The sequence below is a fragment of the Gibbsiella greigii genome, assembly GCF_039540155.1.
GTDB classification, from domain to species: domain Bacteria; phylum Pseudomonadota; class Gammaproteobacteria; order Enterobacterales; family Enterobacteriaceae; genus Gibbsiella; species Gibbsiella quercinecans.
In genome coordinates, this window is record NZ_BAABEM010000051.1 from 181356 (window position 1) to 196499 (window position 15144).

Consider the following 15144-nt stretch of genomic DNA (forward strand, 5'->3'; position numbering starts at 1 on the left):
TCGCTAAACAGCAAAAAGCCCGGCGCAGGGTAACCTGCACCGGGCTTTTTATTGCCTGGTTTCAGCCTGGCTTAGTTGCTGGTATCCAGCTCTGGGAAGCTTTTCACCAGGTCATCAATCGCTTTCATCTGAACCAGGAACGGTTCCAGTTTGTCCAGCGGCAGTGCTGATGGGCCATCGCATTTGGCGCTGTTCGGCTCTGGATGCGCTTCGATAAACAGCCCCGCCAGGCCAACCGCCATCCCAGCACGGGCCAGTTCGGCCACCTGTGCACGGCGGCCGCCAGAGGCAGCGCCGAACGGATCGCGCGTTTGCAAGGCGTGAGTCACGTCGAAAATCACCGGGTGGCCACCGCTGACATTTTTCATCACGTTAATGCCCAGCATGTCGACAACCAGGTTGTCATAGCCAAAGTTGCTGCCGCGATCGCACAGGATGACCTGATCGTTACCGCCCTCCTTGAATTTCTCAACGATATTGCCCATTTGCCCTGGGCTGACGAACTGCGGTTTTTTCACGTTGATCACCGCGCCGGTTTTCGCCATCGCTTCAACCAGATCGGTCTGCCGCGCCAAAAATGCCGGCAGTTGGATCACATCCACCACTTCGGCCACGGGCTGCGCCTGAGCTGGCTCATGGACGTCGGTGATTACTTTCACGCCAAAGGCCTTTTTGATCTCTTCAAAAATACGCATACCCTCTTCCAGCCCCGGGCCGCGGTAGGAGTGGATGGAAGAGCGGTTGGCCTTGTCAAACGAGGCTTTAAAAACGTATGGAATACCCAGTTTTTGCGTTACGGTGACATAGTGTTCGCAGATGCGCATCGCCAAATCGCGCGATTCCAGCACATTCATACCGCCAAACAGTACAAACGGCAAATCGTTCGCTACGTTGATGTCACCAATGCTAACCACTTTCTGTTTCATGCAGGCACCTATGTGTAAGGGGTAAGGATAAAGGGGTTGTCTTCAGTGCAAAGTAACCTGTTTCGGCTCAATCGCGTGGATTTGCACTTTGATCACTTCGCTGACCGGATCTTCCGGGCACTGCTCAACAAAATAGTTAAGATCGGAAATGGCGGCGTGGTTGCAATCCAACTGGGCAAAAATTAGGCCGCGATCGCGGATCTCGTAGGGATCGTCCGGATCAAAACACAGCACCGTTTGGCTGGCACGCAGCGCCATTTCCATCTGTTTTTCTTCCATCAGGGCCGCTTTCAGCGTATCAAGCATCTTGCGCACCACCATAATATTCTCGGACTCGTCCAGATCGTCATCTTCAAGCTCTGCGCCCAGCCCCAGATTGCCCTTGATCCACACTTCAAGCGTATGTTCGCTGAGCGTTTCACCGTTCAATGGGTTGATCAGCCACATTTCGTCATCCAGCCAATCGGCGCGCAGGATCAATTGAGTGGGGAAAATCACCGGCATCAGCGGCAAATCAAGCTGGTGCGCAATGTGCAGGAAAATCGTCCCCAGCGATACCGGCGTGCCCTGCCGGGCCTCAAGCACCTTATCGAGCCAGATGGCATCGGACAAACGATACACGCCGCTGGCCCCACCGAAACCCCACGTTTTATAGAACAGTGCAATCAGCGCATCCATCTGCTGTTCCTGGCTCAGGTGTTCCGGGATCGCCACACGCGCCTCCTCCACCAACTGCTGTAGCCTGCGCTGCACTTCCGCGGTGGGGAAATCCTGCCGTATGGCTTGCGAAACCAGGATGACGCCATCACTCAATGGTGAAGCGTTAAATTCAAAATCAGCGATGCTACTCATAGGTATCCCATCAGAAACGGTATCTTCGTCGTGGCCAGTTTAATAATAAGGTACAAGCAACCCAGGGCCAGTATAAATGCCACGGTGCGCACATTCTGGCTCTTTGTTCTTCTGCCTAACGCGATATAACCAAGCAGGATATAGATAATAACGCCAAACAGCTTTTCGGTCAGCCATGAGTCCATGCCCAACAGCGGATAAAACTTAAACGTGATCACCAGTGCGATACCGCTGAGAAACAGCACGGTATCATTAATATGCGGCGCAATCTTTACCCAGCGCTTGCCACTCATCGCCGAGCCACGCCACTGCCAGACAAAACGCAACACGAACAGGGTGATGCTGATCGCCACCGTGAGCAAATGGAGATGTTTCAATACCATGTATGCAGTCATTCATTGCTCCCTGATAAAAATTGGAATGATTTCCCGCCGCCGGCCCACTGGCCTAACGTAACGCGTTCATTGCCGCCATAGTCCTTATGGGTAGCCACTGCCCCAAAACCCGCGGCCAGCAACAGTTGACGCACAGCTTCCCCCTGCAGCCAACCGTGCTCCAGCAACAACCAACCCTGCGGCAGCAGGTAGCCTGGAGCCTGGCGCACGATGGCGGCCAGATCGGCCAGCCCCTGCTCCGGCGCCACCAGCGCGCTACTGGGCTCAAAACGCACATCGCCCTGGGCCAGGTGCGGATCGGCCGCATCAATATACGGGGGGTTGCTGGCGATCAGCGCAAAACGCTGGCCGCTGACCGGAGCAAACCAACTGCCCTGCAGGAAAGTGGCATTCGCAATCGCCAATTTGCGCGCATTATGCTGGGCCAGCGCCACGGCGGCAGGTTGCAGATCAACGCCGGTGATCACACAGTCTTTGCGCTCGCTGGCTAACGCCAGCGCAATTGCGCCGGTGCCGGTGCCCAGATCGAGCAGAGGGCAAGGGGATGACGGCAGGCGCGCCAGCGCCAACTCAACCAGACATTCGGTATCCGGGCGCGGGATCAGGGTGGCGGGTGAAACAGACAGTGGCAACGACCAGAACTCGCGTTCGCCAACCAGATAGGCCACCGGCTCGCCGCGCTCGCGCCGCGCCAGCAGCGTTTCCAACTGTTCAAGCTGTTGCGCCGTTAATAACGTTTCGCCAAAGGCAAACAGGAAGGTTCTGGCGCGGCCGGTCACAAAGCCCAGCAGAATTTCCGCATCACGCTTAGCGCTGCCGCTTTGCGCCAGCCGGGCCGCCGCCGCCCGCAGCCAGGACTGATAGTCCATTATTCGGGCTCAGCGGCGAGCGCGGCAAGCTGATCGGCCTGGTATTCCTGCACAATCGGCTGGATCAGCATATCGAGCTTGCCTTCCATCACCTCATCAAGGCGATAAAGCGTGAGGTTGATGCGGTGATCGGTCACCCGCCCCTGCGGGAAGTTATAGGTACGGTTGCGATCGGAACGATCGCCGCTGCCCAGCAGGTTGCGGCGGGTCGACGCCTCTTCCTGATGGCGCTTGGCCATTTCCGCCGCACGGATGCGCGCGCCCAACACCGACATCGCTTTGGCTTTGTTTTTGTGCTGTGAACGCTCGTCCTGGCATTCGACGACGATACCGGTCGGCAAGTGGGTAATGCGGATCGCTGAATCGGTGGTGTTAACGTGCTGGCCGCCCGCGCCCGAGGAACGGAAGGTGTCGATCTTCAAATCACCCGGGTTGATTTCCGGCAATTCGGCTTCCGGTACTTCCGGCATCACCGCAACCGTGCAGGCAGAGGTGTGAATACGGCCTTGCGATTCCGTTTCCGGCACGCGCTGCACGCGGTGGCCGCCGGATTCAAACTTCAGTTGGCCGTATACCCCGTCGCCGGAGACTTTGGCGATCACTTCTTTATAACCGCCGTGTTCGCCTTCGCTGGCGCTCATGACTTCCACCCGCCAACGGCGCGCTTCCGCATAGCGGCTGTACATGCGGAACAGATCGCCGGCAAACAGCGCCGCCTCATCACCGCCGGTGCCGGCGCGCACTTCCAGGAAGCAGCCGCGCTCATCATCGGGATCCTTCGGCAGCAGCAGCACCTGCAGCTCTTGCTCCAGCGTTTCGCTGGCCGCTTTGGCCTGCTTAAGCTCTTCCTGCGCCATCTCGCGCATTTCCAGATCGTCCAGCATCATTTCGGCCGTTGCCAGATCGTCCTGAACCTGGCGCCATTCAAGGAAACAGCGGCTCACATCGGTCAGTTGTGCATACTCACGCGACAGCGCGCGAAAACGTTCCTGATCGGCGATCACGCCGGCATCGCCAAGCAAAGCCTGAACTTCTTCATGGCGTTCTTGTAACGCTTCCAGTTTGGCAACAATAGAAGGCTTCATGCGTGGTATTAGACCTTGTTAATAATAAAGAAAACTAATGCTGATCCAGCCCAAGGCTGTCGCGTAAAATTTGCAACCGCTCCACGTCGCCGTCAATAGCGGCCTGCTGGAGGGATTTGGTAGGGGCATGAATAAGGCGGTTGGTCAGTTTATAAGCCAGTTCGTGAATAACCTGCTCGACGTTTGCACCCTGGGCAATCGCGGCCAGCGCTTTTGCTTCCATTTCCGTGCGGATGTGATCGGCCTGCGAACGGTAGTCACGGATGGTCTCCACCGCGCCTTGCGAGCGCAGCCAAGCCATAAAGTTGGAGCTTTCCTGCTGAACAATGGTTTCAGCCTGCACCGCGGCGGCTTTGCGCTGCGCCAGGTTGCTCTGGATAATGGCCTGCAGATCGTCGACGCTGTAGAGGTAGGCGTTAGCCAGCTTGCCGGCTTCCGGTTCGATGTCGCGCGGCACGGCGATATCCACCAGCAGCATCGGCTGGTTGCGGCGCGCTTTCAGCGCCCGCTCCACCATCCCCTTGCCGATAATCGGCAGCGGGCTGGCAGTGGAACTGATGACAATATCCGCATCGGCCAGGCGTTCGTCGATTTCCGGCAGCGTGATCACTTCGCCGCCCACCTCTTCCGCCAGCTGCTGCGCCCGTTCCCGGGTACGGTTGGCAATAATCATATGCTGAACTTTGTGCTCCCGCAGGTGGCGCGCCACCAGTTCGATGGTTTCACCCGCGCCGACCAGCAAGACGTTCAACTCGGCCAGGGATTCGAAGATCTGCCGCGCCAGGGTGCAGGCAGCAAAGGCCACCGACACCGCGCTGGCGCCAATCTCGGTTTCGGTGCGTATGCGTTTAGCGACAGAAAAGGATTTTTGAAACAGCCGCTCCAACTCACCGGAAAGCGACTGCCCGCGTTGGGAATCGGCAAAGGCTTTTTTCACCTGGCCAAGAATCTGAGGTTCGCCCAGCACCAGAGAATCCAGGCCGCTGGCGACGCGCATCAAATGACTGACGGCGTCATTGCCGTGGTGCCAGTACAGGCTTTTACGCACGTCTTCCGGGCGCAACTGGTGATATTCGCACAGCCAGGCCACCAGTTGCTCGTGGATGTGTTCCTGTTGCTCAACGCTGAGGTAGAGTTCTGTGCGGTTACAGGTAGACAACACAACACCGCCCTGCACCAACGGCTGTTGGAGCAGGCTATTTAGCGCTTTTTCGATTGACTCTGAGGAGAAGGCAACTCGTTCTCGTAGAGAAACCGGAGCGGTCTTGTGATTAATACCTAACGCGAGCAGGCTCATTGCTTCGAGTAATACTTATCTTGGTACGGGTTCTCGTTGAACGGCATTCTACTTGATGAGCTGGATCAATTAAAGTAACAACCGCATATTCCGTTCAATCGCTGGCATAGGCCACAGTAATCAAAAATTACCGATTAATATCAAAGCAGTATGAAATTACACCTGTCGCGCCTAAAATGTATCCGGCATCAGAAATTTACGCACTAACTTGGCCATATATCAATAAGTTACATATGGTCTTTAGGGAGCATTAACCGCCAATATAAAAGTGACATCGTCACAAAAAGCCCAAATACGCCCATTAGAGGGAAACGCCGGCGCCAAAGTATACGCCGCAGGTTCGTCGCTAACTGCGCCCCACTCAACGGCAAGGGCACACGACAACCGGCGTCAATCCTTCTTGCGAAACGGCATCATGCGCAGCAAGGTGTTGTCTTTGACAAGATAGTGGTGGAACAAGGCCGCCGCCGCATGTAAGCCGATCAGCCAATACCCCAAATTCGCCAGCGTTTTGTGCCAGCCGATAACCGCACGGGCTGCGCCCCTGTCGCCCGGCTCGGCAAACGGCATTGGAATGCCAAACAGGAACCATTCCCGGCCGCCAATATAACGGGAATAGACACCCAGAATCGGCAGTGTGAACAGCAGCAGATAAATCAAAATATGGGCCGTGCTGGCCGCGGCGGCTTGCCATTTCGGCGGCGGCGGCACAATCGCCGGGGTGGGATAACGGTGGCGCAGGATCAGACGGAAGATCATCAGAAAGAACACCGCCACCCCGCAGCTAAAATGGGTGACGACCAAAACATACCATGGCACAGAACCAATCTCTGCCATCGTGCGCAGTTCGATGGTCGCGCAGGTTATCACTAGCAGGATAAACACCCACCAATGCAGGCGAATCTGTACCGGTGCATATCGGTTTTCCACTATTCCACCTATTTTCTGTGCGTAAAGAAATTATGGCCTGATAGTAACCAAATGTTACAGCGAAAGAAAGCGGCAAAAAGCGCGGCGCGCCCATGCCGGCTTGCTACTGCCATAGCATTTACCACAAAATTAAGACAGCAGGATGTTATGGCGCCATGCGATGCAGCGTAAGGTGATTGTGTTACCCTAGAGGTTGCCCCGGCCACTGGGGCAGCACGTTGCCCTTATGAGCACCTTTGGTGATCTGTTATTGACGCTGCACACTCCCTCGTTTGCGTGGGCGCAGCAAGAAAAAAGGACGATAGAACGTTATGCCAATTCGCAAAGTCAATTTGCTTCGCCTGATCCCGCTGGCCAGCCTGGTGCTGGCGGCCTGTACCACCACCAAACCCAGCGGGCCGGCGACCAGCCCAACCTCCCCGCAGTGGCGCGCCCATGAACAGGCGGTACAGCAAATCAGTCAATACCAAACCCGCGGTGCTTTCGCCTATCTTTCCGATGAAAAACGACAGTACGCACGCTTTTTCCTGCAGCAGTTCTCGCCTGAGCGCTATCGCCTGCTGCTCACGACCCCGGTTGGCAGCAGCGTGCTGGAACTGAACGTGCAGCAAAACGTGGTGCAGCTCACCGACAGCAATGGCAAACGCTACGTGGGCGACAACGCCGAAGAGATGATCCGCAAACTTTCCGGCATGACGATCCCGCTGGACAACCTGCGCCAATGGATGCTGGGCCTGCCGGGCGACGCCACCGATTTCACGCTGGACAGCCAATATCGGCTCAGCAAGCTGACCTACCGCCAGGGCGATCAAAGCTGGATAGTTGACTATCAGGACTACAACACCGAAGTGCAGCCCTCGCTGCCGGGCCGCCTAGAGCTGCAGCAGGGGAACCAGCGCATCAAGCTGAAAATGGATAACTGGACACTCAAATGATTCACCGCTGGCCTTCTCCGGCAAAATTAAACCTGTTTCTTTATATCACCGGCCGGCGCCCCGACGGCTATCACCTGTTGCAAACGCTGTTTCAGTTCCTGGACTACGGCGACACGCTGACTATCGAACCGCGCGCCGATCAACAGATTCGTTTGCTCACGCCGGTTGCCGGCGTGCCTGATGAGCAGAACCTGATCGTGCGTGCCGCCCGTCTGCTGCAGCAACATTGCCATGAACAGGCGATCGCCACTGCAGCGCGCGGTGCGGATATCAGCATAGAAAAAGTGCTGCCGATGGGCGGTGGCCTGGGCGGCGGTTCATCCAATGCGGCGACGGTGCTGGTGGCGCTCAACGCGCTGTGGCAATGTGGGCTGAGTGAGGATCAACTGGCGCAAATGGGGCTGGCGCTCGGCGCTGACGTGCCGGTCTTTGTGCGCGGCCATGCCGCCTTTGCCGAGGGCATTGGCGAGCAGCTGCAGCCAGCCGAACCCGCGGAAAAATGGTATCTGGTCGCCCACCCTGGCGTCAGTATCCCCACGCCGGTTATCTTCGGCGACGCCGATTTAACCAGAGATACGCCGGCCCGGCCACTTGAGGCGTTATTGCAGGCTCCGTACGCAAATGATTGCGAACCGATCGCAAGAAAACGTTTTCGCGAGGTTGAACAGCTTCTTTCTTGGCTGTTACAATACGCGCCGTCGCGCCTGACGGGTACAGGCGCTTGTGTATTTGCCGAGTTCGATACCGAGTGCGCTGCCCGTAAGGTGTTAAATCAAGCCCCGGCGTGGTTGCGTGGTTTTGTAGCGCGTGGTGTCAACATTTCCCCGCTGCATCGCACCCTTTCCGGGCAACGATGAACCGTAGCCCAACGTTGCGCTGCGCAAGGCTAGCCCCATATAGCCCTGTAACCCCTGCGCTGCCTGCGGTTTCATGCAGTTTTACATACCCGTATGCATATTGCGCCGGCGTCGCTAACAGCCCCTTAGCGAAGGCCGTATGACAATATCTTCTCTGGACGCAAGCCTGAGGTTCTTCTCGTGCCTGATATGAAGCTTTTTGCTGGTAACGCCATCCCCGAACTAGCACAACGTATTGCCAACCGTTTGTACACCAGCCTTGGTGACGCCGCTGTAGGTCGTTTTAGCGACGGCGAAGTGAGCGTGCAAATCAACGAAAACGTACGCGGCGGTGATATTTTCATCATCCAGTCCACCTGCGCACCCACCAATGACAACCTGATGGAGTTGGTTGTTATGGTCGATGCCCTGCGCCGCGCCTCCGCAGGGCGAATTACCGCCGTTATCCCTTACTTCGGCTACGCGCGCCAGGATCGCCGTGTGCGTTCGGCACGTGTGCCAATCACCGCCAAAGTGGTTGCCGATTTCCTCTCTAGCGTAGGCGTTGACCGTGTTCTGACGGTTGATCTGCACGCCGAGCAGATCCAAGGCTTTTTTGATGTGCCGGTCGATAACGTGTTTGGTAGCCCTATCCTGCTGGAAGACATGCTGCAACAGGATCTGGAAAACCCGATCGTGGTTTCACCGGATATCGGCGGCGTTGTGCGTGCCCGCGCTATCGCCAAACTGCTCAACGATACCGACATGGCCATCATCGATAAACGTCGCCCACGCGCAAACGTTTCTCAGGTGATGCACATTATTGGTGACGTTGCAGGCCGCGATTGCGTGCTGGTGGACGACATGATTGATACCGGCGGCACCCTGTGCAAAGCGGCCGAGGCGTTGAAAGATCGTGGAGCCAAACGCGTGTTTGCCTACGCAACGCACCCAATCTTCTCTGGCAGCGCCGTAGACAACATCAAAAACTCGGTGATTGATGAAGTGATTGTTTGTGACACCATTCCGCTGTCACCGGAAATCAAAGCGCTGAAAAACGTCCGTACCCTGACCCTCTCCGGCATGCTGGCTGAAGCTATCCGCCGCATCAGCAACGAAGAGTCAATTTCTGCCATGTTCGAGCATTAATTGTAACCGGGCATGGCCATGCATGCCATACCCGGTTATCGCGTAATTTTGCGGCAGAAAAGCAAAACCCGTTGACGCCCTGCATCAACGGGTTTTCTGTTTTTTCATCATCAGCCCAAGCCTCACGCCCGGATTAGTGGCAAACGCGGTGCTTCAGCCTTTCACTTACGCTTAATGCGAAGCGCGGTGCTGGTTATCCCGGCAGCGTTTGTCGAAGTGTTTGACCCACCAATAGCGATCGGCAACCCGTTCATGACCACTCACTCTGGCCCCGACCAGCCACAGCAAGGCGCCAACAAAAATGCTCAAAACCGCGCCATGTGAGAAAAACTGCGGCAGATTAAACTGGGAGACTTCGGCAATAATCGAATACCCGACGCCGCCAATCATCACTACCAGGCCAAGCCCCATAAGGGTATTACCAAGCCGGTCTGCATTTTTACGTTTCATATGTCACCTCCATCGAGTCACATATTTCATCAGCAAAGTGGGATGAATGATTAATCCTGTTTGATGAGTTAAGTATAGGAAACTTATCGGCGGCGTTGTTGCGTTAACGATCACATAATAGCAATAAACACTGACAAATCTTTACGTAAACAGCGTATTAATCACCACTGGGGACAACAGCAGCACCAAAAGGCCATCAGGCCTTCGCGCTATTTCGGTAGCGAAATTATTAACAATGTTAATGAAATGATCTCTTATGCCCCCCACCTGCGCGTACGCCGGGTTTTTGTCATTCCGCCCGTGGGAAGGTAGACTAGTTCTCTTTCTCTATCCCAGCTAAAGTGAATTTTCAGTGAGCAGTATCAAATTAATTGTCGGCCTGGCTAACCCAGGCGCTGAATATGCCCAAACGCGGCACAATGCCGGGGCGTGGTATGTTGATCTCCTGGCCGGGCGCCATAACCAGGCGCTGAAAGAAGAGAGCAAATTCTTCGGCTATACCGCCCGCCTGAACTTGGCCGGCAACGACGTGCGCCTGTTGGTGCCAACCACCTTCATGAACCTGAGCGGCAAAGCCGTCGCCGCAATGGCGACGTTTTACCGCATTGCGCCCGATGAAATCCTGGTGGCGCATGACGAACTGGACCTGCCGCCTGGCGTTGCCAAATTGAAACTGGGGGGCGGCAATGGCGGCCATAACGGCCTTAAAGATATCCAGAGCAAGTTGGGTAATAACCCTAATTTCTATCGTTTGCGGATCGGCATTGGCCACCCGGGTGATAGAAATAAAGTCGTGGGTTTTGTGCTGGGCAAACCGCCGGCAACCGAACAGGCCCTCATCGATGAAGCGATTGATGAATCCTTGCGCTGTACCGAGCTGTTATTGCAAGAAGGCATGACGAAAGCGATGAATCGCCTTCATACTTTCAAAGCCGGCAGCTAAACGCCTGGCTATGGGGGCGGCCCAAGGATGGGCCGAGTAATAAAACCAATACATCTGCGGCTTAAAGTAGAACGGGTATGCCTCTATTTTATTATGCTGCCGCCGAAAAGATTGCTGTTATAGCGCGCCTTGCCATGCACAATAATCCTCCGTTTATGAACAAGACGCGCATGTTTATAGAACGCAAATATTGAAATAAAGATTAATAGAAACAATATAGCCAACATGTGGATTCCATTCCCAATGCATATTTAAGGATCCGCACTTTAGCTGAAAATCAAAAAACGAACAATTAATTTAAGCATCAATAAAACTGCTATTTTATTAAAATAACATAAGCAAGAAATATATTATTCAGCGGAGGTATGCACCACTACTATAAAAATTAAAAAAACATATGTTCCGCCCCAAATAATGGGAAAATTCTTGCTTCAGAAAGTGACGTGATTGGGTGCCAAGCCGTACAAATTTGAACGTGGCAGGTAACGGCCCCTCAGGGCCGTATATCGGCACGTTGATGCCGGTTTATTGAGGCCCATCCAGCTCATGGCTGCAGAAAGGACCGGCCAGTTTGAGCAGATGGATACAGTCTTCGCTCAGGTGGCGCAGGCGGATAGTTTTCCCCTCGGCCATATAGCGGGCGGTCAGTTTATCAATCGCCTCTACGCCGCTGGAATCTAACACCCGCGTTTGCGCAAAATCCAACACCACGGTGGCGGGATCATTTTCCGGCCGAAAGAGTTCGGCAAAAGCGGTTGCCGAACCAAAGAATAACGGCCCCTGTAAAAAATAGATGACCTGTTCCTCTTCGTGCTTAACGGCACGCAGCGTAATACGCGCATGCTGCCAGGCAAATACCAACGCCGAGATAATCACCCCGCTTATCACCGCCACGGCCAGGTCCGCATAAATCGTAATGGCCGTTACCACAATCAAAATAATTCGGTCGGCTTTAGGCATATGTTTAAAACGGCGCAGTGAACTCCATTCAAAGGTGTTGTAGCACACCACCAGCATAATACCGGCCAGGGCGGCAACCGGGATCACGCCAATATACGCCGAAAGGCTAACCACAAAGAGTATTAACAACAGCGCGCCGAGGGTGGATGAAATGCGCCCGCGCCCGCCGGAGGTGAAATTGATGATCGATTGCCCAATCATCGCACAGCCGGCAAAACAGCCAAACAGGCCGCAAAGGGCGTTGCCGGCCCCCTGCGCGATACTCTCCCGGTTGCCATCGCCTTTGCTGCCGCCCATATCATCCAGCACGGTCATCGTAAGCAGTGATTCAATCAGGCCCACCAGCGCAATCACTAAGGCATAAGGCAACACCACGCGCAGCATCTCCAGGTTAAATGCCGCCAACGGCAACCCCAAATGCGGCAAGGTGCCGGAAATATCCGCCAAATCGCCGACCCGCAGCGTGTTCAGGTGCAGGCCGATAGCCAACGCAGAAATAATAATCAACGCCGCCAGCGACGACGGGATAACCTTGGTCAAACGGGGGAACAGCACCACCACCAGTATCGCCAATAGCACCAGCGCATACATCAGCATCCCCTGACCGGCGATCATATGCAGTTGGGCTAACATAATCACGATCGCCAGCCCGTTAACAAAGCCGTGGATCGCCGGTAGTGGCACCAGACGAATAAATTTCCCCAGGCGGAACGCCCCAATCAGGATCTGGATAATGCCGGCAAAAATGGTCGCCCACAGCACGTATTGCATGCCATGCTGCGCCGCCAACCCCATAAGCACTACCACGATCGAACCCGCAGCCCCTGAAACCATACCAGGCTTACCGCCGAATAACGCAGTGGTCAAACCGATGATAAACGCGGTGTGCAGCCCAACGATCGGTGAAAACCCGGCAACCAACGCAAAGCCAACCGCTTCCGGCACCATGGATACCGCGACGACAAAACCGGCCAGCACTTCATTTTTAATATCAGAAAACCTGATATTTTTTATGTTAAACATAAACTTCCCAAATTTATTCATCATACCTGCGCCAGTTAACCGTTACGCGGCGGTTCGACTGCAAGCAGAAACGTTAACGGCGCTCAGGCGACGGCACCGTTTCGCTGCATTCCGGGCGCAGATGTGTTTTGCCAACATTGCGTGCCAGTATGTTGAAATGTGATCGATATCTCAATGACAAACGCCCGTTCGGCACCGGTGCTAAACGGTGCAGCAACAACAGTGAGTCGAGATAAAGGCGCATTACGTGTATAATGGCGCCATAATTTTGCCATTTATACGGTTGGTTAACTTTAACCATCTGATAGTTAAGATATTTAAGGTGATATAAACATGGGATTCAAATGCGGTATCGTCGGTCTGCCTAACGTTGGCAAATCCACCCTGTTCAACGCGTTGACCAAAGCGGGCATTGAAGCAGCCAACTTCCCGTTCTGCACCATTGAACCAAACACCGGTGTGGTGCCGATGCCCGATCCGCGTCTGGATAAACTGGCCGAGATCGTCAAACCCCAGCGTATCCTGCCGACCACGATGGAGTTTGTCGACATCGCCGGCCTGGTTAAAGGCGCATCCAAAGGCGAAGGCCTGGGCAACCAGTTCCTGACCAACATCCGTGAAACCGAAGCTATCGGCCACGTGGTGCGCTGCTTTGAAAATGACAATATCGTGCACGTTTCCGGCAAGGTTGATCCTGCGGAAGATATCGACGTTATCAATACCGAGCTGGCCCTTTCCGATCTGGAAACCTGCGAGCGCGCCATGCACCGCGTGCAGAAGAAAGCCAAAGGCGGCGATAAAGACGCCAAAGCCGAGCTGGCCGCATTGGAAAAATGCCTGCCGCACCTGGAAAACGCCGGTATGCTGCGCGTGTTGGATCTGACCCCGGAAGATAAGGCCGCCATCCGCTACCTGAGTTTCCTGACGCTAAAACCGACCATGTACATCGCCAACGTGAACGAAGACGGTTTTGAGAACAATCCGTATCTGGATAAAGTGCGTGAAATCGCTGCGGCAGAAGGTTCTGTGGTGGTTGCCGTATGCGCTGCGGTGGAATCCGATATTGCCGAACTGGAAGATGACGAGCGCGACGAGTTCATGGCTGAGCTCGGCCTGGAAGAACCCGGCCTGAACCGCGTGATCCGCGCCGGTTATGAACTGCTGAACCTGCAGACCTATTTCACCGCCGGTGTGAAAGAAGTCCGCGCCTGGACCATTCCGGTCGGCGCAACGGCACCACAGGCCGCCGGCAAAATCCATACCGACTTTGAAAAAGGCTTTATCCGCGCCCAAACCATCGCCTATGAAGATTTCATCACGTACAAAGGCGAGCAAGGGGCAAAAGAAGCCGGCAAAATGCGTTCAGAAGGTAAAGACTATATCGTTAAAGACGGCGATATCATGAACTTCTTGTTTAACGTCTAATTAAAATTTGTTGTCTCATGAGGTTTCAGTGAATCTCATGAGAATTGCAAAAGCCCTTAAAATCCACGCAATTGCGTGGATTTTTGTTTTCATTATGTCTCATGTAATCTCGCTATGAACCGGCGATACTAACAGGGAAAAGTACGATTCCTCGAAACCTATCAGGAATGACACTGAATAGTAGGGTTAAAATCAATCGGCCTTAGTCCCCCCTAGGGTTCTGCTCTTGCATTAGTAAAAGCAGCAAAGCCAACCCGGCGAACTTACACATCGAACGCCAATAAACACTACCTCGTGCAGAGCCCTTGGTGGGCAAGGGGTTGGTAAAGATTGCTCGTTTTTTTTGCCCATTCCAAATCATCTGAGTTATTTCCAATCCATCACTTCGTTGCTAGTCTGTGTGGTACTACGAACACAGGGTGAAAGCGCTATGGATACTGCTTTACTTGCATCTCTTGATGGTGAAGGAAAGAAAAAGCTGGACCGGGTAATCGCAACGCTACAGGGTGATGTGAATGCTGCTTCAGGCGTATTGTACGTTGATCCAAAGCTCAGACTTGAGTACTCACGCCGCATCAAAGCCATGTCTGACGATCTCTACGCCAAGGCCTCACGCGGCATCATTAGCTGGGAAAAAGCAGCGGAAGAGGCAAACCAGACGCGCAACCTTCTGATGGAGCTCATCCGTTACCGAAGCACACCTGTCGGCAAAGCACTGGCGCAAAAAATGAAGGCGCAAGGCAAGACAACTGATAGCCTACAAAACAAAGGCGTTGTACGGTGATAAAGTTAACTTTAATCATATTTCTGTTTCACAGAAAGATGCTGTTTACAGTGCGGTGGTGCAATCGGCCGGCAAGTCCAACCATGAAGTAAATATCAAAATGCAGCGCTTGTCCGGTGCCGGACGAGGATTGATATTCCTTTCACTTGCAGTAGCTGTGATCCTACCCACGAATAGTGGACACGCTGTTAAGCGAGTAAAATCGTTAACAAGGTGAACCATGACGCAAGCAAAATCTGTGAAGAAGACATCCCGTAATCAATATACCCCGGAGTTTCGCCAGCA

Annotated in this window: 15 protein-coding genes; 6 read left to right on the forward strand and 9 right to left on the reverse strand. The window is 54.3% G+C overall.

Features of this window, described 5'->3' with window-relative positions; all coding sequences use genetic code 11:
• Nucleotides 1–71 precede the first annotated feature (71 nt).
• From kdsA to cybB, 7 genes are all read right to left on the reverse strand, one after another.
• Nucleotides 72–926 (reverse strand): 3-deoxy-8-phosphooctulonate synthase, encoded by an 855-nt coding sequence (gene kdsA, locus AC559G_RS23595; RefSeq protein WP_462616050.1) that lies wholly within the window; start codon nucleotides 924–926, stop codon nucleotides 72–74.
• 42 nt (nucleotides 927–968) lie between these two features.
• Complete coding sequence (sirB1, locus tag AC559G_RS23600; RefSeq protein WP_462616049.1) at nucleotides 969–1778, reverse strand: invasion regulator SirB1; 810 nt, start codon at nucleotides 1776–1778, stop codon at nucleotides 969–971.
• Nucleotides 1775–2173, reverse strand: coding sequence for a SirB2 family protein (locus AC559G_RS23605; RefSeq protein WP_462616048.1), 399 nt, complete (start codon nucleotides 2171–2173; stop codon nucleotides 1775–1777). Before AC559G_RS23605 ends, sirB1 begins: the two co-directional genes overlap by 4 nt.
• Entirely contained in the window at nucleotides 2170–3042 is an 873-nt protein-coding gene (prmC, locus tag AC559G_RS23610; RefSeq protein ID WP_498915087.1) for a peptide chain release factor N(5)-glutamine methyltransferase, read from the reverse strand. The genes AC559G_RS23605 and prmC overlap by 4 nt, the downstream gene beginning before the upstream one ends.
• The gene (prfA, locus tag AC559G_RS23615) at nucleotides 3042–4127 is read right to left on the reverse strand and encodes a peptide chain release factor 1 (RefSeq protein WP_438598152.1); all 1086 of its coding nucleotides are present in this window, start codon (nucleotides 4125–4127) and stop codon (nucleotides 3042–3044) included. The genes prmC and prfA overlap by 1 nt, the downstream gene beginning before the upstream one ends.
• A gap of 34 nt (nucleotides 4128–4161) precedes the next feature.
• Nucleotides 4162–5424 (reverse strand): glutamyl-tRNA reductase, encoded by a 1263-nt coding sequence (hemA, locus tag AC559G_RS23620; RefSeq protein WP_498915089.1) that lies wholly within the window; start codon nucleotides 5422–5424, stop codon nucleotides 4162–4164.
• A gap of 390 nt (nucleotides 5425–5814) precedes the next feature.
• Nucleotides 5815–6354 carry a cytochrome b family protein gene (cybB, locus tag AC559G_RS23625; protein WP_498915091.1) on the reverse strand — a complete coding sequence of 180 codons (540 nt, stop codon included), beginning with the start codon at nucleotides 6352–6354 and terminating at the stop codon, nucleotides 5815–5817.
• Nucleotides 6355–6665: 311 nt separating this feature from the next.
• Here cybB and lolB point away from each other — a divergent pair, with 311 nt between their 5' ends.
• From lolB to prs, 3 genes are all read left to right on the forward strand, one after another.
• On the forward strand, nucleotides 6666–7289 hold the full coding sequence (gene lolB, locus AC559G_RS23630) for an outer membrane lipoprotein LolB (protein ID WP_498915093.1): 624 nt from the start codon (nucleotides 6666–6668) through the stop codon (nucleotides 7287–7289).
• The gene (gene ispE / locus AC559G_RS23635) at nucleotides 7286–8146 is read left to right on the forward strand and encodes a 4-(cytidine 5'-diphospho)-2-C-methyl-D-erythritol kinase (protein WP_498915095.1); all 861 of its coding nucleotides are present in this window, start codon (nucleotides 7286–7288) and stop codon (nucleotides 8144–8146) included. The genes lolB and ispE overlap by 4 nt, the downstream gene beginning before the upstream one ends.
• A gap of 180 nt (nucleotides 8147–8326) precedes the next feature.
• A complete protein-coding gene (gene prs / locus AC559G_RS23640) occupies nucleotides 8327–9274 on the forward strand; it encodes a ribose-phosphate diphosphokinase (protein WP_095844576.1) in 948 nt (315 codons plus the stop codon).
• A gap of 171 nt (nucleotides 9275–9445) precedes the next feature.
• Here prs and ychH read toward each other — a convergent pair whose 3' ends face one another.
• A complete protein-coding gene (ychH, locus tag AC559G_RS23645) occupies nucleotides 9446–9724 on the reverse strand; it encodes a stress-induced protein YchH (RefSeq protein ID WP_121554567.1) in 279 nt (92 codons plus the stop codon).
• A gap of 352 nt (nucleotides 9725–10076) precedes the next feature.
• Between ychH and pth the strand changes: the two genes are divergently transcribed.
• Nucleotides 10077–10667, forward strand: a complete 591-nt coding sequence (pth, locus tag AC559G_RS23650) for an aminoacyl-tRNA hydrolase (RefSeq protein ID WP_095844578.1) — start codon at nucleotides 10077–10079, stop codon at nucleotides 10665–10667.
• Between the two features lie 525 nt (nucleotides 10668–11192).
• Here the strand turns inward: pth and AC559G_RS23655 are convergent.
• Nucleotides 11193–12650 (reverse strand): SulP family inorganic anion transporter, encoded by a 1458-nt coding sequence (locus AC559G_RS23655; RefSeq protein ID WP_498915097.1) that lies wholly within the window; start codon nucleotides 12648–12650, stop codon nucleotides 11193–11195.
• A 333-nt stretch (nucleotides 12651–12983) separates the two neighbouring features.
• On the opposite strand from AC559G_RS23655, the gene ychF reads away from it, so the two are divergent.
• On the forward strand, nucleotides 12984–14075 hold the full coding sequence (gene ychF, locus AC559G_RS23660) for a redox-regulated ATPase YchF (RefSeq protein ID WP_279025740.1): 1092 nt from the start codon (nucleotides 12984–12986) through the stop codon (nucleotides 14073–14075).
• Nucleotides 14076–14505: 430 nt separating this feature from the next.
• Entirely contained in the window at nucleotides 14506–14859 is a 354-nt protein-coding gene (locus tag AC559G_RS23665) for a hypothetical protein (RefSeq protein WP_498915098.1), read from the forward strand.
• Nucleotides 14860–15144 lie beyond the last annotated feature (285 nt).